Source organism: Pseudoalteromonas luteoviolacea H33-S (assembly GCF_001625695.1).
Taxonomy (GTDB): Bacteria; Pseudomonadota; Gammaproteobacteria; order Enterobacterales; family Alteromonadaceae; genus Pseudoalteromonas; species Pseudoalteromonas luteoviolacea_B.
The window spans coordinates 103,984-129,377 of the sequence record NZ_AUXY01000098.1; the positions used below are offsets into that span (position 1 = coordinate 103,984).

The 25,394-nt window shown below is 42.0% G+C and carries 20 protein-coding genes; 17 read left to right on the forward strand and 3 right to left on the reverse strand.

The features are described 5' to 3' along the window. Positions 1–122 precede the first annotated feature (122 nt). The 4 genes from fadI (at position 123) to N477_RS19830 (ending at position 5,085) form a co-directional block, all read left to right on the forward strand. On the forward strand, positions 123–1,433 hold the full coding sequence (gene fadI, locus N477_RS19810) for an acetyl-CoA C-acyltransferase FadI (protein ID WP_063363086.1): 1,311 nt from the start codon (positions 123–125) through the stop codon (positions 1,431–1,433). Then, positions 1,434–3,536 carry a fatty acid oxidation complex subunit alpha FadJ gene (gene fadJ, locus N477_RS19815; protein ID WP_063363087.1) on the forward strand — a complete coding sequence of 701 codons (2,103 nt, stop codon included), beginning with the start codon at positions 1,434–1,436 and terminating at the stop codon, positions 3,534–3,536. A 306-nt stretch (positions 3,537–3,842) separates the two neighbouring features. Beyond that, positions 3,843–4,073, forward strand: coding sequence for a hypothetical protein (locus tag N477_RS19820; protein ID WP_063363088.1), 231 nt, complete (start codon positions 3,843–3,845; stop codon positions 4,071–4,073). A 748-nt stretch (positions 4,074–4,821) separates the two neighbouring features. Beyond that, positions 4,822–5,085, forward strand: coding sequence for a hypothetical protein (locus tag N477_RS19830; protein WP_155731968.1), 264 nt, complete (start codon positions 4,822–4,824; stop codon positions 5,083–5,085). A 55-nt stretch (positions 5,086–5,140) separates the two neighbouring features. Here N477_RS19830 and N477_RS19835 read toward each other — a convergent pair whose 3' ends face one another. After that, positions 5,141–6,982, reverse strand: coding sequence for a S8 family serine peptidase (locus tag N477_RS19835; protein ID WP_063363091.1), 1,842 nt, complete (start codon positions 6,980–6,982; stop codon positions 5,141–5,143). A gap of 343 nt (positions 6,983–7,325) precedes the next feature. Between N477_RS19835 and N477_RS19840 the strand changes: the two genes are divergently transcribed. The 11 genes from N477_RS19840 (at position 7,326) to N477_RS19890 (ending at position 21,493) form a co-directional block, all read left to right on the forward strand. Further along, positions 7,326–8,717 carry a TolC family protein gene (locus tag N477_RS19840; protein WP_063363092.1) on the forward strand — a complete coding sequence of 464 codons (1,392 nt, stop codon included), beginning with the start codon at positions 7,326–7,328 and terminating at the stop codon, positions 8,715–8,717. Then, entirely contained in the window at positions 8,704–10,026 is a 1,323-nt protein-coding gene (locus N477_RS19845; RefSeq protein ID WP_063363093.1) for an efflux RND transporter periplasmic adaptor subunit, read from the forward strand. The genes N477_RS19840 and N477_RS19845 overlap by 14 nt, the downstream gene beginning before the upstream one ends. Next, positions 10,023–13,127, forward strand: coding sequence for an efflux RND transporter permease subunit (locus N477_RS19850; RefSeq protein ID WP_063363094.1), 3,105 nt, complete (start codon positions 10,023–10,025; stop codon positions 13,125–13,127). Before N477_RS19845 ends, N477_RS19850 begins: the two co-directional genes overlap by 4 nt. A 457-nt stretch (positions 13,128–13,584) precedes the next feature. Beyond that, on the forward strand, positions 13,585–14,175 hold the full coding sequence (betI, locus tag N477_RS19855; protein WP_063363095.1) for a transcriptional regulator BetI: 591 nt from the start codon (positions 13,585–13,587) through the stop codon (positions 14,173–14,175). A gap of 1 nt (position 14,176) precedes the next feature. Continuing rightward, on the forward strand, positions 14,177–15,640 hold the full coding sequence (gene betB / locus N477_RS19860) for a betaine-aldehyde dehydrogenase (protein ID WP_063363096.1): 1,464 nt from the start codon (positions 14,177–14,179) through the stop codon (positions 15,638–15,640). Between the two features lie 8 nt (positions 15,641–15,648). Beyond that, positions 15,649–17,301 (forward strand): choline dehydrogenase, encoded by a 1,653-nt coding sequence (gene betA / locus N477_RS19865; RefSeq protein WP_063363097.1) that lies wholly within the window; start codon positions 15,649–15,651, stop codon positions 17,299–17,301. A 171-nt stretch (positions 17,302–17,472) separates the two neighbouring features. Further along, positions 17,473–18,690, forward strand: a complete 1,218-nt coding sequence (locus N477_RS19870; RefSeq protein ID WP_063363098.1) for a BCCT family transporter — start codon at positions 17,473–17,475, stop codon at positions 18,688–18,690. Between the two features lie 2 nt (positions 18,691–18,692). Next, positions 18,693–19,388 carry a TorF family putative porin gene (locus N477_RS19875; RefSeq protein ID WP_063363099.1) on the forward strand — a complete coding sequence of 232 codons (696 nt, stop codon included), beginning with the start codon at positions 18,693–18,695 and terminating at the stop codon, positions 19,386–19,388. 147 nt (positions 19,389–19,535) lie between these two features. Next, positions 19,536–20,090 (forward strand): elongation factor P hydroxylase, encoded by a 555-nt coding sequence (locus N477_RS19880; RefSeq protein WP_063363100.1) that lies wholly within the window; start codon positions 19,536–19,538, stop codon positions 20,088–20,090. Beyond that, positions 20,080–21,201 (forward strand): ATP-NAD kinase family protein, encoded by a 1,122-nt coding sequence (locus N477_RS19885; RefSeq protein WP_063363101.1) that lies wholly within the window; start codon positions 20,080–20,082, stop codon positions 21,199–21,201. The genes N477_RS19880 and N477_RS19885 overlap by 11 nt, the downstream gene beginning before the upstream one ends. Positions 21,202–21,214: 13 nt before the next feature. After that, the gene (locus tag N477_RS19890; protein ID WP_063363102.1) at positions 21,215–21,493 is read left to right on the forward strand and encodes a YfcL family protein; all 279 of its coding nucleotides are present in this window, start codon (positions 21,215–21,217) and stop codon (positions 21,491–21,493) included. 52 nt (positions 21,494–21,545) lie between these two features. On the opposite strand, the gene N477_RS19895 is transcribed toward N477_RS19890, so the two are convergent. Both N477_RS19895 and N477_RS19900 read right to left on the reverse strand, forming a co-directional pair. Beyond that, positions 21,546–22,721: an NRAMP family divalent metal transporter gene (locus N477_RS19895; RefSeq protein ID WP_063363140.1), complete on the reverse strand. Its 1,176-nt coding sequence runs from the start codon at positions 22,719–22,721 to the stop codon at positions 21,546–21,548. Between the two features lie 133 nt (positions 22,722–22,854). Then, complete coding sequence (locus N477_RS19900; protein WP_063363103.1) at positions 22,855–23,739, reverse strand: LysR substrate-binding domain-containing protein; 885 nt, start codon at positions 23,737–23,739, stop codon at positions 22,855–22,857. Between the two features lie 124 nt (positions 23,740–23,863). Here N477_RS19900 and N477_RS19905 point away from each other — a divergent pair, with 124 nt between their 5' ends. Continuing rightward, positions 23,864–24,832, forward strand: coding sequence for an aldo/keto reductase (locus N477_RS19905; protein WP_063363104.1), 969 nt, complete (start codon positions 23,864–23,866; stop codon positions 24,830–24,832). Between the two features lie 38 nt (positions 24,833–24,870). Further along, positions 24,871–25,359 carry a hypothetical protein gene (locus tag N477_RS19910; RefSeq protein ID WP_063363105.1) on the forward strand — a complete coding sequence of 163 codons (489 nt, stop codon included), beginning with the start codon at positions 24,871–24,873 and terminating at the stop codon, positions 25,357–25,359. Positions 25,360–25,394: the final 35 nt, after the last annotated feature.

Consider the following 25,394-nt stretch of genomic DNA (forward strand, 5'->3'; position numbering starts at 1 on the left):
TAAGTTTAATTTGCGCTGTGATTTTTACAGACAATTTCCATTTTTCTATTGGCAGAATGGATTCGGTTGTTTAGAATCGAGTTAAAATAACAGGTCAGACCTGTCAGCGGGAGAGCAAATTCATGTCTGGACAAAACATTCTAAAAACAATAAACGGAGACCGTATTGCCATCGTCAGTGGCCTGCGTACTCCTTTCGCAAAACAAGCAACTGCTTATCATCATGTGCCTGCGCTTGATCTGGGTAAAACCGTGGTCAATGAAATGCTGGAACGACTGAACATAGATAAAAAAGAAATTGACCAGCTCGTTTTTGGCCAAGTGGTTCAAATGCCTGAAGCGCCAAATATCGCCCGTGAAATTGTATTAGGTACGGGTATGCCGGTGTCGGTAGATGCTTATTCTGTATCTCGTGCCTGTGCGACGAGTTTTCAGGCTGTGGCGAATGTTGCAGAGTCTATTATCGCGGGCCATAGTGCAGTAGGTATTGCTGGAGGTGCCGACTCTTCATCTGTCCTTCCTATAGGTGTCAGCAAAAAGCTGGCTGGCAGTCTAGTTGACCTTAATAAAGCAAGAACCTTAGGCCAGCGCCTAAAAATCTTCTCTAAATTACGTTTAAAAGATTTACTACCAGTACCGCCAGCTGTAGCAGAGTATTCTACAGGCCTTTCTATGGGGGATACTGCAGAGCAAATGGCAAAAACACACGGTATCAGTCGTCAAGAGCAAGATGCATTAGCACATCGTTCACATTCTTTAGCTGCTAAAGCTTGGGACGAAGGGCTTCTATCGCCAGAAGTGATGACTGCGCATGTTGAGCCATACAAACAATTCATTGATAGAGACAATAATATTCGTGCAAACTCATCCCTTGAAGGGTATGCAAAGCTGCGTCCAGTATTTGATAGAAAACATGGCTCAGTGACTGCTGCTAACGCAACACCACTGACAGATGGCGCTGCTGCGGTACTCATGATGAGCGAGAGTAAAGCAAAAGCACTTGGCTACGAAATTCTTGGTTATGTGCGCTCTTACGCCTTCTCTGCCATTGGTGTACATGAAGATATGCTAATGGGTCCTGCACATTCAACGCCTTTAGCATTAGATAGAGCGGGTATTGAATTAAAAGATCTAGATTTAATTGAAATGCATGAAGCGTTTGCAGCACAAGCGCTTGCTAATGTGAAGATGTTTGCATCAGACAAGTTTGCGCAAGAGAAATTGGGCCGCAGTAAAGCCATTGGTGAAATTGATATGGATAAATTCAATGTTAATGGTGGGTCACTTGCTTATGGGCATCCATTTGCAGCAACGGGTGCCAGACTAATCACACAAAGTTTAAATGAATTAAAACGCCGAGGTGGTGGGCTTGCATTAACAACAGCATGTGCGGCTGGTGGCTTAGGTGCGGCTTTTGTATTGGAGAGTGCATAAATGTCAGTATTTAATTATGAACTAAATAGTCACAAAGTTGCTTTGGTCACAATTGATGTACCTGGCGAGAAGATGAACACTTTGCGTGATTCTTTTGCGGACGAGTTGCTTGAAATTCTCGATCAAGGTAAAAAAGATGATGTCACAGGCATGGTCTTTGTGAGCGGTAAAGCGGACAACTTTATTGCCGGTGCAGATATCAAAATGCTTGATAATGCGAATACGCGAGAAGATGCACTTAGGCTTTCTGAAATGTGTCAGCAGGCATTTTTCAAAATGAAATCCTTACCATTCCCAACGGTAGCTGCGATTCATGGTGCGGCTCTGGGTGGCGGGCTAGAGTTTGCTTTGGCATGTGATTACCGAGTGTGTAGCAGCGATGATAAAACCAAACTTGGTTTACCTGAAGTACAGCTAGGTCTATTACCGGGCGGTGGCGGTACACAAAGATTACCTAAACTGGTTGGTATTCAAAAAGCGCTTGAATGGATGTTAACAGGTAAGCAGGTTAGGGCGAAACAAGCGGCTAAAGCGGGCTTGGTCGATGAAAGTGTACCGCAAAGTATATTGATGGAAGTGGCAGTTAAACTGGCCCGTAAAGGCAAGCCTAAAGGGCGTAAGCCAAAACTAGATAAGTTAAGTCAGCTGTTAGAATCAAATCCGTTTGGTCGCAACATCATTTTCAAAAAAGCGCAAGAGAATGTTGAGAAGAAAACGGGTGGTCATTACCCGGCTCCACTGGCCATTATCAAGGCTGTTCGCGCGTCTGTAGAGCTTGATGAACTAAAAGCATACAAAACGGAAGCAGAAGGGTTTGCTGATTTGGTGATGACAGAGGTCTCGCGTTCATTGCGTGGCATTTTCTTCGCAACAACAGAGATGAAAAAAGAGTGGCAAAGTGATGATGCCGCTAAAATCGAGCGAGCGGCTGTGCTTGGTGGTGGTTTAATGGGCGCGGGTATCACGCATGTGAGTGCAGCCAAAGCAGGCGTGAGGGTGCGTATTAAAGACGTTGCGCATCAAGGTATCAGCAATGCACTTAACTATAGCTATAAGATCCTATCGAAAAAGCAAAAGCGCCGTATTTTATCTAAAGCGCAAATGCAATCTACGATGAACAGTATCACAGGCACAACGGATTACAGTGGTTTTGAGCATATTGATATTGTGATTGAAGCGGTGTTTGAAGATCTTGCTTTAAAGCAAGGTATGGTGGCTGATATCGAGCGTGAATGTGCTGAGTCGACAATTTTTGCCAGTAATACTTCCTCATTACCGATTGCACAAATTGCTGAAAATGCAGCACGCCCTGAAAATGTGATTGGTTTACATTACTTCTCTCCGGTAGAGAAAATGCCGTTGGTGGAAATCATTCCTCACGAAGGCACATCGGAAGAGACCATTGCAAAAACAGTTAATTTTGCGCGTAAGCAAGGTAAAACTCCTATTGTTGTAAAAGACAAAGCCGGATTTTATGTAAACAGAATTTTGGCCCCGTATGTGAACGAAGCTGCAAATCTTCTACTCGCCGGTGAGCCGATTGAAAAAATAGATCAAGCATTGGTTGAGTTTGGCTTCCCGGTCGGTCCGCTTGCGTTGCTTGACGAAGTTGGGATTGATATAGGTTCTAAGATTGCGCCTATTCTTGAAAAAGAGCTAGGAGCCCGCTTTAAGGCGCCTAATGCATTCGAGCGCTTGATTGAAAATAAGCGTCTTGGCAGAAAAACCGGCCGTGGTTTTTATACCTATGAAGGTAAAAAAGGCAAAAAGGTGGATGAGTCTGTTTATGATTTACTTGGGATCACCCAAGCACCTCGTTTAAATAAGCAAGAAATTGCCAACCGCTGTGTCTCGCAAATGCTTAATGAAGCATCACGTTGTTTAGATGAAGGCATTATTGCTTCAGCAAGAGATGGTGATATCGGGGCTATCTTCGGCATCGGTTTCCCGCCTTTCTTGGGCGGCCCGTTTAGCTACATGGATAAACGTGGCATTAATAAGGTGTGCTCAGAGCTATCTACTTATGCAACCGAAAATGATGTTTTCACTCCTTCAGAACCGTTAAAAGCAAAAGCTGAAGCGGGTGAAGCTTACTATAGTTAATCTTCTTTACTTGGGAAAACACGAAAAACATTCGTGTTTTCCCTAATTTTTTCCCCTACCTGAATTCTCTCTGAATATTAATATTTTATTAAATGTGAAAAAGTCTTCCCGTTAACTTGTTATTTACCGTTGTTTAACTTTTGTGTTTCTGGCTTGCTTGCTATTAAAAGATATTTAAAATCAATTGACTAAAGATTTTCAGTGCCATTTTAATCCGCCTTTTAGGTTGAATATTAATCATTGGCACAGTGTTTTTATTTGTATTATTTTTTACACAGCTTTATTTGTGTTGATAAAGGAATAAAAATGAAAAAATTAAATTTGTTAATGGTTTTTGTACTTTTGTTTAGTACGTTTTATGCGGCGGCTGCTGATAAATATTACACAGCATATGGTGGCAGCGAAGCAAGTGCCACTACAAATGTTATCCGAGCTTGGAGAGAGGCGGCTAACTCCTCAAACACACCAACGAGTGTTCAATGTCAAAGAGTTGGTCTGGGCTCTGTATGGCAATGCACGGCACGTGGTTATGCGTAATGCAACTTGTGCGTTTTAAATTAACCGAGGTGTATATTCTTAGTTAATTTTATTCTACTTATAAAGTGCTCAGCAGCTTTAATCGTAGTCAAAATTTTTCATTCAAAGCTTAAAAGTCAAGTTTGAAAAAAGTGCGGCAATATAAGGCTTTTAGACATGCAGTTTACTCTAAAGTGCTATGTTGAAGAGTCGTATAGCCAAGTAAAAAAAGAAAGTTAATTCAAAAGGAATTTTAAATGAAGTTATTAAATAAAATAGCAATTTCAACATTATTATTAGGGTCATGTGCGGTGTCTGCTAGTCAGAATTATTTTGAGATATATGCAGATGGTACAACTCAGGGACGGGCTCATCATAATGTTAAAGTAGCTTGGTGGTGGGTTACTCAATCAGCAGGCATCCCTTCAATTAGATGCGAGCAAACGCGTGTAGATCGTTGGAGATGTTACGCTCGAGTATATAGATAGAACGGTCATATATTTAACTTTGAACTGAAAGCGTTTTTTCCTAAAAACTATCGTATGGCAGGTTGTGACGTAATGGGATGTAAGCTTAAACATATTTAGGAATGTCATTCCATTGAATATCAGACGAGTAAAAAGCTGGATATTTAAAACCGGTCCTGAATGGACATGTTATGCGTCAGGGTATGCATGACCATTAAATTATTTTAGTAGCTTAATATTTTTAAGTAGTTATTAGGGAGGTTTTAAATCTCCAAAAGAGTTATATTTAAAGGAATATGAAATTGAAATTAGTAAAATTAATAGGTCTTTGTGCTGGATTATGTTTGTCAACAAGCTATGTAAATGCAAAGCCCTCTGAAACTCATACAATTAAACCAGCTGGGTACGTGTCAGCTTCTGCTTTTGGTTACAGCGAATCAAATGCTACGCAAATTGTCATTGCAGCTTGGCAGAAAAAAGCTGGCTCTTCGAAAATCCCATTCTATAGATGCCAATACATAGGTGTTGGGCCTGGTTGGCAATGCAGAGCCTGGGGTTATGCTTAACTCTGAACCAGCTTCCATTATATAGAGAGCTACTTATGTAGCTCTCTTTTTTGGATTAGTGACCGTAGAACGTGATGCTCCAACCAGTCAACTGGCCCGGTTTAGTGTTGTTAGGCTGCACTTTGTCACTACGCTGTGGTGTAACTGTCAGTGAGTTTTCAACAAACTTACCTGTGCCAAGGTCATATACTCGCTCAGACCAAGCGTCTTTAGCGTTTGTATCGATAATGCGAAGTTTCCAATCACCTTTTGCAGACTCACCATAGAAGTGGTTTGACAGAATAACGTTACCGTTGAACTTATTACCTTCGATATCAGTACCCGCAGTTAAAATAACGCTACGTGTGTTGCTTGGAGAGATAAGCTCAATTGATAAATCGCCTAGGCGGTCATGTTCTAAGTCTAGGTGTACTCTTACACCTTCTACAGTTAGGTTTTCTGTTTGAGTATGAACAGACTCGGTACCAGAGAAATCACCATCGTAAATGAATGCATCAGCAGCAACTGGCACATCGTACGATTTGATTTGTAAATCCCCAAGGATTGGACCTGTTAGCAATGCTTTTTCAACCGCTGCATCAACATTTACTAGACCAAAACCATAATCATAATGGAATGCGTGACCTGCGCCGTTAACCTGCCAGCTAGGAATGGCTTCGTAGTCACCAATCATACGTGGTTTTGCATCTGCATCTACTTTTGTAGCAGTTGTGATCATCAGGTGTCTAACATCACGCCATGAAAGCTGGTGGTTCGCTGACATAATTAGGGCAACTGCGCCAGAAAGTGCAGGGGCTGCAGCAGACGTACCATTCATATTAAACGCGTACATTGGGTTTTCACACTGTGCTTCTGTTGCATCAGTACACCATTTTGGTAACGCTGTCGTTACAGTTGCTGGGCTATAGCGGCCCCACTCACCAGCTGGTGCCGTAAGTAATACAGCTGAACCACCTGTAGAGTATGCAGCAAGGTTACCTTTAGCATTTAATGCAGAAACTGTTAGGTTCCAGAAGTTGGCGTTAGTTGGATCTGCAATTGAAGCATCATATGCAGGTAGTGCATAACCATTCGGGTAGATAAGGGTAAGAAGGCCATTATCTCTATCTAACCAGCGGCCACCAATGTAGTGGCTGTTACCAGCTGATTTAACCGCCATTGCACCACGACCACCGTGACTTTCAGTTACAGCTTTTTTAGTCACATTATCGATATTATCGAAGAAACCACGATAATCGCCATAAATGCTAGCATCAGAGAATGCATAACCAATACTTTGGTTAATAACGCGTGCATCTGTATGCTTGTTCATCGGTGCAACAGCACCATCCATATCCATTACGGCACGAATTGCAACGTCACGACCTACGTAGTTACGTTCATTACCAATTAAATTAGCACCTGTTAATGTTGCAGCAGGAGCAACACCACGGCCACCTTGACCATTATATGCAGCAGCTGCAGCAATACCTGCTACTTTAGTGCCATGGTCGTCAATCGTTAGACGACCTCTAGAGAAGTACTGATAAATATATGGGTCAGGGTTAAGTACATCACCTTGTGCCATATTTGGTGCAAGGTCCGGGTGGTAAGTAGCAAGGCCGTCATCAATAACAGCAATGTTGATACCTTGGCCTAAAATACCACGGCGATGTGTGAAATCGAGGTTTAAGTCAATACCAGCTACGCCCGGAGTGATGGCACCAGCATGTTGGCCATTGTTCTGTAAATGCCACTGATGTACCACAAGTGGATCACCACCAGCTAGTTGATATGTATATTCCCATACATGTTTTGATGGGTCATATTCTTGAGCACTGTTATCAAATGTTTGCGCGTTTGCTTGACCAAGTGCTAGTAGTAAACCAGCAGTCACTATATTCAATTTATTATTCATTATTTTTCCGCTTTATTAAAAGTGTTCAATTAATCAAACTAGGAATATTTTAAAAAATAACACTTGCGCGCAAAAATTTTACTTTTATGCATCTTGTTGTATCAATTGTTTTATGAAATTAACCAAAAAAGGGTGTGAAACGAGAGTAGACCTGTCTGATTTTTGTTTAGTTCAGCCGATCTAAAAGATATGTAATGAAGAGAAGAAACTGATCTTTATGAGTTTTAAGCCTGTATTAATGACTATCTTGGAATGTAAGTCTATGTAAAGTTTATTGTGCCGTTGCAAACCTGCACAGTAAACTAAAATAGTAATCTAGAGTAAAGCCGATAGGAATATAATAATGTGGCTAAAAACTTCGCTTGTAGCAGTCTTGCCAGCGCTGTTATTAGGCTGTCAAGCGACAAGTCAAATTGATAGCGACTACCTCTCAAACATTCAGTCCCCAGAATCATGGCAACACAAACATACTACAGGTGAAGTAAGTATGAATTGGTTGCAGCAGCTTACCAACGCGCAAGTACATGGCTTAGTTTCATTAGCATTAGAAAACAACTTAAATTTACAACGCAAATCAATGGATGTTGAAGCTGCACAGCAGCAGCTTATTAGCAGTGGAAGCGCGTTGTGGCCAACATTATCAATTGACCTAGACAGTAGTCGGCGCAAATCAACATCAGAACAGTATTCTACAGGGCATTCTTTGGCGCTGAGTATGAATTATGAATTGGACTTGTGGGGTAAGTTAAGCGATGAAGCGCGTCAAGCCAATCTGAATGTGATGGCTAGTATGGCAGAGTACAAGCAGCAAACTTATGGTTTAGTTGCAGACGTGGTTGTAAGCTGGTTTGCTGTGATTGAGGGTAAAACGCAAAAAACTTTATTGGAACGCCGTTTGGAAGTAGTAGAGCAAAACCTCGATATTATTGAGTCAGGCTACAAGCAAGGTCTCAATAGTGCTTTAGATGTGTATCTTGCTCGGACTGAGTTGAGCAATGAGCAAGCTAAGTTGGCGCAACAAGAGACGCTTGTAACGACCACAATACGTAAGCTTGAACGGTTAGTGGGTGAGTATCCCAGCGGCTTACTGGCGGTTAATGCGCAGTTGCCCTTACTTGAGTCAGCAATTTCTCTCGGGGTGCCCTCGATGCTTCTTACAAGGAAACCAGCACTTATGGCTAGCTGGTATCAGTTATTGGCGCAAGACGCGGCACTAGCATATGCCCATAAACAGCGCTTTCCTAGTATTAACATCAGCGCCAGTTATGGTTCTGGTGGAGAGCAATTATCGGATGCATTTTCATTCTCTGCCGCTGGTTGGTCTCTCATATCAGGTATATCTGCGCCACTTTTTAATGCTGGTAATCTCGCCGCCAGGGAAGAGCTAGCTAGAATCGAGTTAAAGTCCAAAGAATTGATGTACTTAAATAGCCTTCAAGATGCTTTTGCAGCCGTAGAAAACGGTATTAGCAAAGAAGCATCTTTGAAGAGGCGCTATGAGGAAACGCTGGTAGCTCAGAAAAATGCACAATTAGCAGAGCAGTTGTCGTTTGAGCAGTATCAAAAAGGTCTAGTCAGTTACACCACAGTACTTGATGCTCAAAAGCGGTCATTTGACGCGCAAAGCAGCCTTATTTCAATAAAAAACGAGTTGATTAAAAATCGTGTAGAACTCCATCTTGCACTTGGTGGTGATTTTCAACAGACAGAGGAAGTAAGCAATGACATTAGCTAAGCGATTGATTTTACCTGCAGCGATACTTGCTGTGTCTGTTTTATTGGTGGTATTGATTTCTTCCAACCCTCCTCAGTCTGCAAGAGGGAAGGGAAAGCCGCAGGCGAAAATGGTAGTCGATTTTGTAGAGCTTGAAGCCATGCAATTCACCATGGAAATAGAGAGTTATGGTTTGGTTCAGCCTAGAACACAGAGCATGCTGGTGGCACAGGTTTCAGGGGAGATAAGTTTTGTCAGTGATAACTTTAGAGATGGTGGTTTTTTTGAAAAAGGTGAAGTATTACTGCAAATTGATGAAAGGGATTATGTAGCAGAAGTGCAGGTTGCTAAAGCGACACTATTAAACGCCGAACAGGGTTTACTCGAAGAAGAGGCCAGAGGCAAGCAAGCCCTTGTTGATTGGAAGCGCTTGGGGGATGGCAGTGAAGCCAGTGAATTGGTACTCAGAAAGCCTCAATTAGCGGCGCAACAAGCAAATGTATTGTCTGCAAAAGCGAAATTGGCAAAAGCCGAACTAGCGCTTGAACGAACGCGTTTAGTTGCGCCTTTTGATGGTCGTATATTGACTAAAAAAGTTGACTTAGGGCAAGTGGTTTCGAGTAATAGTCAGCTTGCACAAATATACGCAACAGATTACGTAGAAATCAGATTACCCATAAACAACCGAGATTTGGCGTTTATGCGCTTACCGGAGCACTTTAGAGATGGGGAAATCAATGCGCCTGCACCCGATGTTCAGTTACGCTCTGATTTAGTGAAAAAGCAAAGCTGGCATGGCAAAATTGTGCGAACTGAAGGCGCAATTAGCGAACTCTCTCAACAACTATATGTGGTTGCACAAATAGATGACCCCTTCTCAGTGAAACAAAAAAGTGACTTTGCAATTAAAATAGGTCAGTACGTCACAGCAAAAATTACCGGTAGAACGCTTACAAATGCGATAACTATCCCAAGTAGTGCAATCTATCAAGGTAGTTATGTGTATGTACTTGATGAGCAAGACTTGCTGATGCGAAAGGATATTTCTATTGCTTGGCAAAATGATGAATTGGCTATTGTCGACGCGGGTGTCGCAGCAGGTATGCGTTTAGTTACAACGCCATTAGGACAAGTAAGCTCAGGAACACAGGTATCATTAAACAATCAACCGTCACAAGACATTGAACGGCCTCAAGCTGAGGAGTCCCAGTGGCAACAACTATCAGACAAGCAAAAAAGTAGGTTAAAAAAAATAGCAGCAGAGCGTGGCGTGACGGTTGAGCAAGTGCTAACAGAGCGAGCGCAAAAAACGCAGGAGACAGGAATATGATCGCTTGGTTTACGCGTAATCCTGTTGCTGCAAACTTATTGATGCTGTCGATATTGTTTGGTGGCTTATTTTCTATGTCGACCAAGATCCCACTAGAGGTATTTCCTTCTTTTGAGCTTGATGTGGTCAGTATCAATATGTCATTACGTGGTGCTACGCCTGAAGATGTTGAACAGGGAATTGCTATCCGTATCGAAGAGGCTGTGCAAGACCTTGAAGGGGTAAAGCAAATCTCGAGTCGTTCATCGGAAGGGTCTGCGAATGTGCGGGTTGAAGTCGATAGTGGGTATGACCCGAGGGAAATGTTGGCAGATATAAAAAGCCGCGTAGATGCGATAAATACTTTCCCATCGGATGCTGAAAAGCCTGTAATTTCTTTAGCTGAGCGAAGACGAGATGTGATCACAGTCACTGTTGCTGGAAGTTACTCAGAGAAAGAAACCCGTGAATTCGCAGAGCAAGTAAGAGATGACTTATTACGTATAAACGGCGTAACTCAAGTAGAACTAGATGGTGTTCGAGATTACGAAATTGCCATTGAGCTGAGTCAAGATAAACTCAGGCAATACGACCTGACAATTAAGCAGGTAGCGAATTTAATTGGACAGTCTAGTGCTGACATTTCAGCTGGTAATCTCAAATCATCTGGTGGGGACATCCTGCTGCGATCGAAAGGTCAAGCTTATCGTAAAGACGAGTTTGCAGGGATCCCGATTAAAACCAATTCGGATGGTTCAGTGGTGTACCTATCAGATATCGCGACGATTATTGATGGCTTTGAAGAAACGCCGGTGAGAACGCGTTTTAATGGCAAGCAAGCCGCTTTCATTGAGGTATATCGCATCGGCCAGCAGAGTGCAATTGAGGTGGCTGATAAGGTTAAAGGGTATATTGAACAGCGTCAGGGTTCTTTGCCCAAAGGCTATGAACTCAGTTATTGGGATGACGATTCTGTGATCGTAAAAAACCGTATCTCAACGCTGACTTCAAATGCCCTACAAGGTGGAATTTTAGTATTGGCATTGCTGACCTTGTTTTTACGTCCAGCTATTGCATTTTGGGTGTTTATTGGCATTCCGGTCTCATTTATGGGGGCGTTCTTGGCCATGCCACTATTTGGCGTAAGCCTCAACATTATGAGTTTGTTTGGCTTTATTTTGGTGTTAGGCATAGTGGTCGATGACGCCATTGTAACTGGCGAGAACATTTATACGCATTTAAATAGCGCTGAATCGGGAGAGGAAGCTGCCATTAAAGGCACGCAAGAGGTTGCTACACCTGTCACCTTTGGGATTCTAACTACTGTGGCTGCTTTCTTGCCATTAGCCTTTATCGATGGGGTACGTGGTGCTATTTTTGCGCAAATTCCCGCCGTCGTGATACCTGTTTTATTGATGTCATTAATAGAGTCAAAGTTCGTTTTACCTGCACACTTAAAGCACCTAAAACCCAGAAAAGTAGCACCACAGCCAGGTCGTTTTAGTCGTTTTCAGCAGCGTTTTGCCGATGGTTTTGAACGTGCGATTTTAAAATATTATCAGCCCGCATTAAAAGTCGCTATTTCTCATAAAGCGGCAACGTTGAGTGCGTTTGCAGGTGTTTTTATTATCATTTTGACTTTGATCACCAGCGGTTGGACAAAGTTTATTTTTTTCCCGCGTATTCCGAGTGAAACGGTAAGAGCAAACTTAACGTTGCCAACGGGGACACCTTTTGAAGTAACCGCCAAATATATTGATTTGATGTCTGATAAGGCACAGGTTTTAAAAGATAAGTATGTAGATCCGAGTACTGGTGAAAGCGTGATCACCCATATTCTAGCGACTACGGGTGGACGAGGCGGTGCATCTAATTCTGGGCGCGTGCGATTTGAGATAACACCGCCTGAAACTCGTTCCTTAAGCGTCGACTCTCGCCAGTTAGTCAGAGAATGGCGAGGCCTTATCGGTACGATTCCTGGAGCAGAAAGCTTAACATTTAGAGCTGAAATAGGTCGCTCTAGTGACCCAATTGATGTGCAATTAACAGGTACTTCTTTGGTGGTGTTAAAAGAAGCGGCTCAACAAGTGAAAGCGAACTTAGCTACATTTCCGACTGTATTTGATATCACGGACAGTTTAAGTGATGGCAAAGAAGAGCTACAAATTGAGTTAACTCCACAAGGCAAAGCGCTAGGTCTAACCCGCACAGACGTATCAAGTCAGATCCGCAGCGCATTTTTTGGTGCGCAAGTACAACGGATCCAAAGAGGTCGTGATGATGTTCGAGTGATGGTGCGTTTGCCCTTGAATGAGCGCAGCAACTTAGCAACGTTAAATACCTTGCTGATCACGACTCAAAATCAAGGTGCGGTGCCGCTGAATCATGTCGCAACGTTAACTCCAGGGCAAAGCCCATCAAGCATTTACCGTATAGATAGATATAGAACGGTGAACATAACAGCCGACATTGATAAAGAAAATACCAATATGACTGTTCTACAAGAAGAGTTAAAGTTTTATCTAGACCAACTTGTGGCGCAATATCCGGGTGTCACGCATTCACTTGAAGGGGAGGCTAAAGAGCAACGAGAATCTTTTGGCTCTCTGGCATGGGCGTTGCTGTTTGTGTTTTTCATTATTTATGCGTTGTTAGCTATTCCGTTTAAATCATATGTTCAACCCTTAATTGTGATGAGTGTGATCCCATTTGGCTTGATTGGTTCAGTGATTGGTCACTGGATCATGTCTATGGAGTTGACCATTATGAGCTTATTAGGCATGTTGGCGCTAATTGGTGTGGTTGTGAATGATTCATTAGTACTTGTTGATTACATCAATAAGCAACGCGCCAAAGGCGCTGCGTTAATGCAAGCTGTGCTCACCGCCGGAGCTGCCAGATTCAGACCTGTGATGCTCACCAGTATCACCACATTTTTTGGGTTGATGCCCTTATTGTTTGAGCAGCAAACCCAAGCACAGTTTTTGATCCCCATGGCGGTTTCATTGGGCTTTGGAATTATTTTTGCCACCTTGATCACGCTTATTCTGGTGCCGGTGAATTATTTATTGGTCGAGAAGCTAAAGGAGTTTGGACGTCGTTTGAATTATAAACCTGCATAAGTTAATTGAAGAGACAGATAGTTTGTATCGTTTTTAATTTTTCCTTGGCACAGACTATCTGAGCTCTACTTTTTGAGGTTAAAAACGTTTTTTAGTTTTTGCGTTGAGGCCTTACCCATTCACTTTTAATTTTTATCATGTCTTCCTAGTGATAATTAATCACGATTAATTTTTCTTGTACGAATTACGAGCGATAGTGGCTGGGTTTTCTTTTGAGGACTTAGTTTCTAGAAGCTTTTATGGCGAAAAAAAGACTAATTTAAAAATAGCTTAAAGGTGGTTTCTATGTTTTTGTTAATGTTTTTAGTGTTTATAAAACAACATCTTATGGATTTTATAGTGTTAATCTTATTTTGTTTTTCCACTCTGTTAACTTAAGCAATGCAGATTTGCACATTGTTCTAATAATTAGAACTCTATATAATTTATATTAATTGAACGTTCAATTAAAAAAGTTATGCCTAAAATTGGAATGGAACCGATACGTCGTCAGCAGCTAATTGAGGCGACGTTAGAGTCAGTTGCGGAGCTTGGTTTGCACGCGACGACAATAAACAGTATTAGTAAACGAGCAGGGTTATCTTCGGGGATAATTAGCCATTATTTTGGTGGCAAACAAGGCCTCATTGAGGCTACGGTTCGTTATTTATTAACTAATTTAAAAACCAGTTTGTTATCAAAAACATATTCGACTTGTGACCCCAAGTCGCGGCTGATGTTCATTGTAGAGGCCAACTTTTCAGTTGTACAACAACAAACAAATGCAACGAAAACTTGGTTGAGTTTTTGGGCGCAGTCCATGCACGATGAGCAATTACATCGACTGCAAAAAATCAATTCAAAAAGGCTTTACAGTAACTTATCTTTTTCGTTTTCAGCTCTTTTGGACAAAGAAGCCGCGCATAACGCTGCTAAATTGAGCGCAGCAATGATCGATGGTTTATGGCTTCGAGCAGTGTTAAGTAAAGCTGATGAGGCTGCGTTTATAGAAGCTGAGCAGTTGGCAAAACAATACATCTTATCTCTAATTTCATCTCGTGGAGTCTAAAATGACTACTTTGATTTATCAAAATTTTATCCATGGCGCTTTTGTTGCCAATAAGTCGAAAGAAACGTTTCCAGTTATTAACCCTGCAACCGATGAAGTAATGTATCACGTTGAAGTAGCCGACGAATATATACAAAGACAAGCGATAGGCAGCGCGCAGCAAGGGTTTGCGCAGTGGTCTGCTATGACGCCTGTTGAGCGTAGTCGTATATTAAATAAAGCGGTTTACTTACTGCGTGAGCGAAATGAAGAGCTGGCCAAAATCGAAGTTTTAGATACAGGTAAGCCAATTCAAGAAGCCGATTGCGTAGATATTCAAACAGGAGCAGATGTCATTGAATATTTCGCAGGGCTTGCGCCAACACAAATGGGCGCGCAGCAGCCTGTTGGTGACGATTTTTTTTACACACGTAAAGAGCCGCTAGGGATTTGCGCAGGTATTGGCGCATGGAATTATCCTTTGCAAATTGCTTGTTGGAAATCGGGACCTGCGTTAGCTGCAGGTAATGCTCTTATTTTTAAACCTTCAGAAGAAACACCGCTGGGTGCAATTAAACTTGCTGAAATTTTTATAGAAGCAGGCATGCCTGCTGGTGTGTTCAATGTTGTTCAAGGCGCTGCCAATGTTGGTCAATGGTTGACTACGCATCCAGATATCGAAAAAGTGTCTTTCACTGGTGAAGTAGGTACAGGTAAAAAAGTGATGCAGAGTGCGGCATCTAATTTGAAAGAAGTGACCATGGAGCTTGGTGGTAAATCACCTTTGATTGTTTTTGATGACGCCGATATCACCGAGGCTGTGAGCGCTGCAATGCTTGGTAATTTCTATACTCAAGGTGAAATCTGTACAAACTGTACACGTGTCTATGTGCACAAAGATATTTATCAAGCATTTTTAACTGAACTGAAAACACGAACAGAGCAAAACATCATTGCAGGAGATCCTCTTGACCCGAAAGTTAATCTTGGGGCGCTTATCTCAAAGCAACACCAGAAATTGGTACTGGATTATATTGAGCAAGGTAAAAATGAAGGGGCAAAACTGCTAACTGGCGGTCATGCTCTAACGCCTGAGTCGGCTCCAAATGGGTATTTTGTTGCACCGACGATATTTGTTGATTGTACGGATGACATGACCATAGTGAAAGAAGAGATCTTTGGCCCTGTGATGAGTGTACTGGTTTTTGAAGATGAAGATGAAGTTATAGCCAGAGCCAACGACACTGAACTTGGACTCGGAGCAGGTGTGTTTAGTTTGAATATACAACGTGCCCACCGAGTGATCCACCAACTAAAAGCAGGTATCTGTTGGATCAATAGTTACGGTAACTCGCCAGCAGAGATGCCTGTGGGTGGTTATCAACAGTCGGGGATCGGCAGAGAGAATGGTGTTGAAACACTCAATAGTTATACGCAGACTAAGTCTGTTTATGTTGGCATGAGCAAAATTGAAAGCCCATTTTAGGGGGTCATATGTCAACATTTGATTACATTATTGTTGGGGCTGGCTCCGCAGGTTGTGTGTTAGCTAATAGATTATCTAAAAACCCCAAACATAAAGTTCTGCTATTGGAAACTGGTGGGTCAGATAAAAGTATTTTTATCCAAATGCCAACAGCGTTATCAATTCCTATGAATACCGATAAATATGCATGGCAATTTCATACCGAAGCAGAACCCTTCTTAAATAAACGTAAAATGCATTGTCCAAGAGGCAAAGTACTTGGCGGTTCGTCCTCTATCAATGGCATGGTTTATGTGCGAGGTCACGCTAAAGATTTTGATGAATGGGAAGCCAATGGCGCACAAGGTTGGAATTATCAATCTTGTTTACCCTATTTTAAAAAAGCTGAGACTTGGCTTAATGGTGAAGATGCATACCGAGGTGGAAGTGGCGAGCTAGGCGTCAACAACGGGAATGACATGGTTAATCCTTTGTATGGTGCTTTTATTAAAGCGGGTGAGCAAGCTGGTTACCCTATTACAGATGATTACAACGGCGAACAGCAAGAGGGTTTTGGGGCAATGCATATGACGGTAAAAGGTGGTTACCGTAGCTCAACCAGTCGCGCTTATTTGGATCCTATTAAAAACCGCAATAACTTAACTGTTATAACTGGTGCGCTAGTGAGTAAGGTCTTGTTAGAAGGGAAAGCGGCTACAGGTGTTGACTATTCGTATAAGGGGGAGAGTGTCACTGCGCAGGCTAACAAAGAAGTTATTTTAAGCGCAGGTCCTATTGGTTCTCCACATATTCTTCAATTGTCAGGAATAGGTGATACCGATACGCTAGAAAAAGCAGGGGTGAAGGTAAAGCATCACCTGCCAGGAGTCGGCTTAAATCTTCAAGACCACTTAGAGTTTTATTTTCAGTACAAATGCAAGCAACCTATTACACTCAACGGTAAGTTGGGAGTATTTTCTAAAGGGTTAATAGGCGCGCAGTGGTTACTGAATAAATCAGGCTTGGGCGCAACTAATCATTTTGAGTCGTGTGCATTTGTTCGCTCAAAGGCGGGTATTGAGTGGCCTGATATACAGTATCACTTTTTGCCTGCAGCTATTCGATATGACGGCAAATCTGCATTCGATGGTCATGGTTTTCAAGTACATGTCGGTCATAATAAACCAAAGAGTCGTGGATCGGTCTTGATTCAATCTGCTGATCCTAAAGTGGCACCTAAGATCCAGTTTAACTATCTACAACACCAAGATGATATTGAAGGGTTTAGAGCTTGCGTGCGTTTGACGCGAGAAATCATTTCTCAACCAGCGTTTGATGCGTTTAGAGATGGTGAAATCCAGCCTGGTGAGCACATTCAAAGTGATGAAGAAATCGATGAGTTTGTTCGCCAATCGGTGGAAAGCGCTTACCACCCATCATGTTCATGTAAGATGGGTGAGGATGAGATGGCCGTTGTAGACTCTGAAACTAAGGTACATGGTCTAACTGGCCTTAGAGTAGTCGACTCTTCAATCTATCCGACTATTCCCAATGGTAATTTGAATGCACCGACTATTATGGTTGCGGAAAGAGCCGCTGATTTAATCTTAGGCAACACTCCATTATCAAGTAATCACGTCAGTGTACATATCCCTCCAAACTGGCAAGAGCAACAGCGCTAATTAAAGTGGTTTCGTCTGATACTTTACTTCAAAGGTAAGGCATTCGTTTGCTCAGGCGATTGCATGATTTATATCAATCGACGTAAATCATGCAACTCATGCAAACGACACAATAACAACCTTATATAGGGAACAACATGAGTTATTTTTATTTATTTTGGGAGGGCGATAATGACCATTTGGCTTAGCGCAGGTGTTCTTTTTACCCTACTTTCTATTACGTTCATCCTTTACAAATGGGGAAGTGTCCAAGTCGTTGGCACGACACCCGTCAAAACTTTTACTTTTATTGCAATATTATTTACTTCGGGACTTGATGTCGGTTTAGTCATGTTCCCGTTAACTGAGTTTGCTGGTTACGCAGACATAAACACAAGCCCAGAATATGGATTTACTAACCCACTAGCCATTGAGTTTGGTTATTGGGGATTTTTGATCTGGGGGTTTTATTTCCTAACCTGTTTTTATTTCTGCGTAATTGAACCAAAAGTTCGATTTTTTGAAATTCCATTGGTGAAGCTTGTTAACAATGTAGTAATTATCGGCACTTGCGCGTTTACCGCCTATCTATTGCTCTCAAATCTACCTTGGTATTTACCCAGTGTCGGGGATGGTGAATCAGTTGTTACTGAATTTTATCTTATTGTTTTTACTGCCATTTCTTTAGCTGTATATTCAAGTACAAACATCAAATATGTAAAGCTATTAAGTATTTCGACTACCTGGGTGTTTATTGGTCTGATTGCTTTACTCTGGTTAGACGCGTTTATCTTTGGTGACAGTCCTTTAGGAGCCTATTTTAATAACTTAGCTATGATGGGCGATTACTTCGCGAATATGTATCAGTTTGTATTACCTTTGAATGATTATCATGAATTTTATTTATTTTGGTGGTTTGCATGGAGCATCATGATAGGTCAATTTACCGCACGGTTTGTCGGTGGTTTAACGACTTATCAGGTACTTGCTGCAATGCTTGTTTTCCCATCTATTCCAATCGCTGCATGGTTTGCCGTCTTATACCACTATCATGAAGCAGGCATTGCAACCGAAGGCTTAATTAATTTTGCCATGGTGTTTGTTGGAGTGGTGTTTGTGATCAACTCCTTAGACTCGCTTATTAGGTTATACACAGATAATTTAAGCCTGACAGTTAAGCGCTTAGGTAAGCGCAATTATGTGTTAATTAATATTACAGCGCTTTCGTTACTTACACTCTTGTTCCAGCTGAACTTTTTACAGATCCAGTGGGTTGGGGCGGTAGTGATTGCTATTTTCTTTGCATGTTTTGGATTTATCTTGCTGAAAAAGCGCCGTGTGGTTACAGAGATAGAGAGTTCACCAAAAGATAATGAAATCGACTTTAACAAAATAAAAACAGTGAGTTAATTATGAAAGCGTCAAATAAAGTATCAGCCCTCTCTTTGCTGATATGTTCAAACTTTGCAATGGCGGACTGGAGTACGACGCTGACCGCAGCGTCTGATTACACTTTTAATGGTGTTAGTCAAACGCAGAACGATCCTGCGATACAAGCAAGCTTAGACAAAGCTTTTGAAGGTGGTGTTTATGCTGGTTCTTGGGTATCTAATGTTGATTTTGGTGATACTGACATTGAGTGGGATTTCTATCTTGGCAAATATGTTGAGCTTGACGAGCAATGGAGTGCTGATTACGGTATCGCTTATTACTCTTACCATGGTGCGAGCGCGTCAAGCGACGGAAATTACCCAGAAGCTTATGCTAAATTAGGCTATAGAAATGCATTAGGGCAAACTGAATTTAACTTTTGGTATAGCTGGGATTATTTCGGTGAAGGTGCTGATCATGTGATTGCGATGGTTGCACATACAATTGAAGTGATGCCTAATCATGCGCTCAGAGCCAGTGTCGATGTCTCTAACTCGCTTGATGGTGACAAATGGTTATGGCAGAACACAGACAAGTCATACTATCACTATCGACTTGCTTACCAGACTAGCTTACATAAATTTAATATCGAAATAGCGGCTGAAAATACCAGCTTAGACTTTGATACAGCTGATGAAAGACTGGTTGTATCGTTATCGAGAACATTTTCGATGTAACGCCAAAGTTGATTTACTTACACCAAGGAAGGTGTTTTTTATCATTTTAGTCATCAGAGCAAAATTTTTAAATTTGTAGCTTTTTACATTCATATCAAAAGTCCGTACAATCAGCGCCCATTGAATGACCGCGCTTTATTGGCGTTTATGCACCAAATATCTGACCTAAAAAATATATTCGATACACAATTTGCAGACTCTCATAATACCCGTTTAGTAAAAGGGGATGATGAGCCTATTTATCTGCCTGCCAACGACACGTGTTCACATCATCAAGTGGTTTTTGCACATGGTTTTTATGCCAGTGCATTGCATGAAATAGCGCATTGGCTGGTTGCGGGTGATGCCCGTCGGTTATTGGAAGATTACGGCTACTGGTATTGCCCTGATGGGCGAGATAAAGCTCAGCAGGCCGAGTTTGAAAAGGTTGAAGTCAAACCTCAAGCAATAGAATGGGCACTTAGTGTCGCTGCAGGTTTCGATTTTAATGTATCGGTAGATAATTTAAATGGTGAGCAAACATGCCGTTTTACTTTTCAAAAACGGGTTTATCAGCAAGTGATGATGTTGCTAGAAAGTGGCTTTAATAAACGTACAGAGCAGCTGATAAAAGCCTTATCCGCCTTTTATCAGACAACATGGCCATTGCAAAAAGAACAGTTTTCTTGGGATTGCCCACAGGAGTTAGAAGATGTCATTTAAACTTGGTTTAATTGTTAACCCTGTTGCAGGGTTAGGTGGTTCCGTTGCCCTCAAGGGGAGCGATGGTGCTGATACAGCGCAAAAAGCTTTGTCGCTTGGTGCTGAGCCTAAATCAAATAATCGCACAAAGTTGGCACTTGAACAGCTTTTACCATTTAAAGACGGTATTCAAATATATACAGTTTCTGGAGAAATGGGTGAGCGCATTTCCCATGAGCTTGGCTTCGACACCCATGTTGTATTTAATGTCAGTGACAATACCACTGCACAAGATACCGAAATCGCGGCACAAAAACTCATTGAGCAGGGTGTTGATCTTATTTTGTTTGCCGGAGGCGATGGCACCGCGAGAAATATTTGCACTGTGGTTGATGATAAAGCGCCTGTGCTGGGTGTACCTGCTGGATGTAAAATCCACAGTGGTGTGTATGCCATTACTCCAAAAGCCGCTGGTCGCGTTGTAGAAATGCTCATAAAAGGAGAGCTTGTCACGCTTTCTGAAGCGGATGTGATGGACATTGATGAAGTGGCATTCAGAGAAGGCTCTGTCAAAGCGAAGCGCTATGGTGAAATGCAAGTCCCCAGTGAAGTGCGCTATGTGCAAAGCGTAAAAAATGGCGGTAAAGAAAGTGATGAGCTAGTGCTGGCCGATATTGCGGCGTTTGTGATCTCAGAAATGGATGAAGACGTGCGTTATATCATGGGCTCTGGCTCTACTGTAGAAGCGGTGATGGAAGAGCTGGGTTTAGACAATACACTCCTTGGTGTAGACCTGATCCAAGATCACGAGCTGCTGGGACAGGATTTAACCGCAGCGCAATTACTTGAACTCACCCAAGACCAGCCGACAAAGCTAGTTATTACGCTTATCGGTGGGCAAGGCCATATTTTTGGCCGAGGCAATCAGCAACTTAGTCCAGAGCTCATTAGAAGAATTGGAAAAGAAAACATTGTAGTCGTTGCAACAAAACGCAAACTTCAAGCATTAAATGGTCGTCCGTTAATTGCAGATACCGGCGACCAAGCACTTGATGATGAATTGAGTGGATATATTAAAGTCGTCACAGGGTATAATGACCATGTGATGTATGCCGTTGGGCATCAAGATTAAATGAGGAGACGGAATGTCATTTGAAACCTATGTAGAGGCTGCACAGCAGTTTTTTGATGAATTAGTCGATCGTGCAGATGATGATGAACTGTTTGCTGGTGGATACTTGCGAGGTCATTTTGATTTAGCAGTGGGCTATGCACAAGTTGAAGAGCTTGAATTACAGCCTGAAGAGCTGAATACGAAAATTGAAGAGAGTCTAGTAAAAGCTTACCGCAATGGTGAGTTAACAGATGAAGACAAAGAGCACGTTGTTAGCATTTGGGAGCAGGTAAAAGCACTTGCAGCCTAATGTGTGATCACTCATGACTTACTGTCATGAGTGACATTCCCGCCATGGTTGGTTATAAAAACCAGCGCCATACGATAAATAATAAAGAAAACGACACAAGGTATATGAGACCTAGTACAGCAAAGACTTTGACAGCCTTTGGCTGTGAGTCGTATATATCACCCCGTATCAAAGACAAATTAAGCCAAGCGAAAAATGGGGTAGTTAAAAACGACATCGTCATGGCAAACATTAACATGTCTTTTAAATTTCCCTTGAAGAACAAAATGACTATCATGCCAAGTGCTGATTGTATAGCAATGACCACGGACAGACTGTATTTTCTGTTGTGTGGTTTGATGATTTTTAACGATTCATCTAACGTTCTTGCGTAGCCATCTAACACAGTGAGTGTTGTGCCAAACATACACAGAAAAGCGACGACAGCAATCAACCAACGGGACCATTCTCCTATGGTAAGAGCATACATATCAATGAGTTGTTTTGAGAATGCGACACCTGCCAATTCAATTTTTTGCTCCTGACCGTATTGCAGTAATACGCCGAGCGCGAAAAACATCAAAGCCAGTATTAATGTCATGGCATAACCTAAATTAAAATCAAACAAGCTTTGCTGCTTGGTCAGTGTGCTGTTTCTTAGCTTGCTCTTAAGCCATAAAGAGTTTATCGCTGAAATTTCAATAGGGGCTGGCATCCACCCCATTAAAGCAACCATAAAGCCGAGTAAGGCCAATTCGTATGGTGAGGGCGCAACCTGTGGAGCAGGGTGTGCAGGCCCATTGGCGAGCGTAACGACAAGGGCTGCGGTTGTTGCGACACACAGCAAAGCCATAATGACTTTACTTGCGCTATCTAACACCTTGTAATGCCCAAAAATGAGGATCCCAAGGCATACAAACAGTAAGCCAAAGCTCAGTGTCGTGAGGGCCAAGTCGCCCGGTAAAATATATTGGAGTAAAGCGGCGGTAAGGAGCAAGACACCCGCCGTGTTTACCACTGCTGCGAGTAAATTGATGATAAAAAACAAATAGAATAGCGATGGATTTTTGTCTTTATAGCCTTGCACCAGACTCTGCTTACTGTGCAAGGTGTATTCAACACCAAAACGGAAAAATGGATATTTTAGAACGTTGACTATCACAATAAGCCACAATAGCTGCCAGCCGAATAGGGCGCCAGCCTGTGTTGCAGCCACTAAATGTGATCCCCCTACGGCAGCGGTGGCCATTAATATGCCAGGCCCGAGCGCCTTAGATCTTGAAATTATGCCTGATAACACGTTGTTTCCTTGTTTTTGTTTGCTATGTTAGCGCGTGTAAAAAATTATCCAAGTGAAAACTTTATAAGTACGGCTGTTTGTTTTACTGAGCAGATAGCTCTGTCTTGAAATACAATTTCACAAATTGAATAAATGTTTTTAGCTTGTGTGATGGCAATGTACTTTGCGGGTAGAAAAGATACATGCCATTGCTTTTTCGCTCAGTATATTCATCGAGTACTGTGCTCAATAAACCAGCATTCAATTCTGTATTGATAAAGTAATCTGCAATTCGAATTAAACCTGAGCCTTGCAATGCATATTGTTTGGCTAAGTTGTTGTCATTGCTAGATAGCCAGCCAGAGACAGTGACTTTTTCGCTATTAAATGGCCAACAGGACTGCCCATTGATGACGATACACTCGTGGTCAACTAAATCACTCGGGGTATTGATATTCTGATGCGTTGTTATGTACTGCTGTGAAGCAACGATAATATGTTGGTAATCAAACAATTTCGCTGCCACCATATCGAGCGGTGGAGTAGTTGTTGCTCTAAATGCTAGGTCATAATCTTTGGTATTTAAATTGTGTGTTGTGTAACTGGCGTCGATTTCAAACTCGACATTTGGGTGCTGTTTTTTAAATTCAGCACAAAGGGTTGGCAGATATACTTGAGCAAACATACGTGGCGCGGTGAGCCTTATAACGCCCTCAACCTTCTCATTGTTTATGTTACGTTCTAAATTAAACAGCTGGGTTCGAATGGCTTTTCCTTGCTCGAATACTTGCACACCGTACTGGGTTAACTTTACATTGCGAGTCGTTCTGATAAGTAAAGGGGTATTCAATACCTGCTCAAAGCGTTTAATTTTTTCAGATAACTGCCCCTTAGAAATCCCAAGCGCCTTCGCGGCCTTAGTGTAATTAAGTTCTTCAGCGAGCTTTACGAAAAGCATCAATAATTCAATTCGTTTGTGTTCATTCACAGAGTTAAGTCCAGAATTTATTGTTTGGTATTTTGAACGCAGAGTTCTTAATTAAACTGTTTTATTCAATATAAAGAACAATATCATATAGTCATCTATCTATTTCGACTAGCTGGAATAAAGTATGAAAACAATATTACCAATTCAAAAGTATTTTCCAACCGTGGGCCCAATCGCGTATGGGTGTATGGGGCTTGGTGGCCAAGGGCCACACTTAACAAGTGCAGATGTCATGCAGGCACATAGCGTGATCGATTGTGCTTTAGAGTCTAATATCAGTTTTTTTGATCATGCTGATATTTATCGTGATGGCCGTGCGGAGCAAGTGTTTGGCAAAGTGCTCTCAGAAAGGCCTGATTTAAGAGCAAAGATGGTGATTCAATCAAAGTGCGGTATTCGTAAAAAAAATGATGAGCAGGTTGGTCGATATGACTTTTCGAGCGAGTGGGTGAAACACTCTGTAGATGGGATATTGTCGCGCTTGAACATCGAATATCTTGATGTACTTATGCTACATCGCCCAGATCCACTAATGCAGATTGATGAATTGGCAGAGCAAATTTCTCGTCTTAAAAGGCAGGGGAAAATCAATCATATTGCTGTATCGAATATGAACTTGCATCAAATGTCTTTCTTACAAAGCGCTTTAAATATGCCCATAATTTCGAACCAGATTGAGATGAGTTTGGCAAAGCTTGATTGGTTGAATGATGGGGTAATGGTAGGTAGTCAGGGTAATCACTTAGTTGACTTTGTAAGTGGTACTTTAGAGTACTGTCAACAGCATGAAATCCAATTGCAAGCATGGGGTAGCATGGCAAAAGGGCAATTTTCTGAACAAGGGTTATACTCAGATGAGCTAAGAGTACGAAAAACCTCACAATTAGTTAAAAAACTAGCGCACAAATATCATGTGAGTGTTGAGGCCATCGTGCTGGCATTTGTATTACGCCATCCAGCTAAGGTTCAGCCAGTGATTGGTACAACCCAAGAGATACGGATTAAAAATGCGGTAGAGGCGATAGATGTTTGTCTTGAGAGAGAAGATTGGTACAACCTATATGTCTCCTCAAGAGGGAACCCTCTCCCCTAAAGAAGATACAGTGAAATCATAGAGTAAGGGGTATAACTATGACAACGCACCCATTTGATAAGTTACAGACAGAGTCAGGATACACATTCTTTTTGACGCCCTGCCCAGGGACCAAAGGTGTCGCGTTATTTTCAAGTTTAAAGCAGCTTAAAGAAGCGAATGTCGCAGGCGTGATCACTTTGATGAGTGATGAAGAACTGATACAAAGCGGAGTAACTGGTTTGGAAGCTGGGTGCGCAAGTGTTGAGTTATTTTGGTGGCAATTCCCTATCTCGGATGATGGTATACCTACAGAAGTATTTAAGCGGCGTTGGCACAAGCACCTACAACACATATTGCATGTCATTACGCAGGGGAAAACGGTTGCTGTGCACAGCAAGGGAGGCTCGGGCCGAACGTGCTTGATGATAGGGTTGCTATTGTTGGCACTTGGCCATACCAAAGCACAATCAAGGCAACTGGTCTCGAGGGTGTGGCCAAACGCATTGAATAACCCTCATCAATCTCAGTTTTTTGAGTGCTTCTAATCCTCTTTTTGTATTAGATGGATTTTTCCATCTAA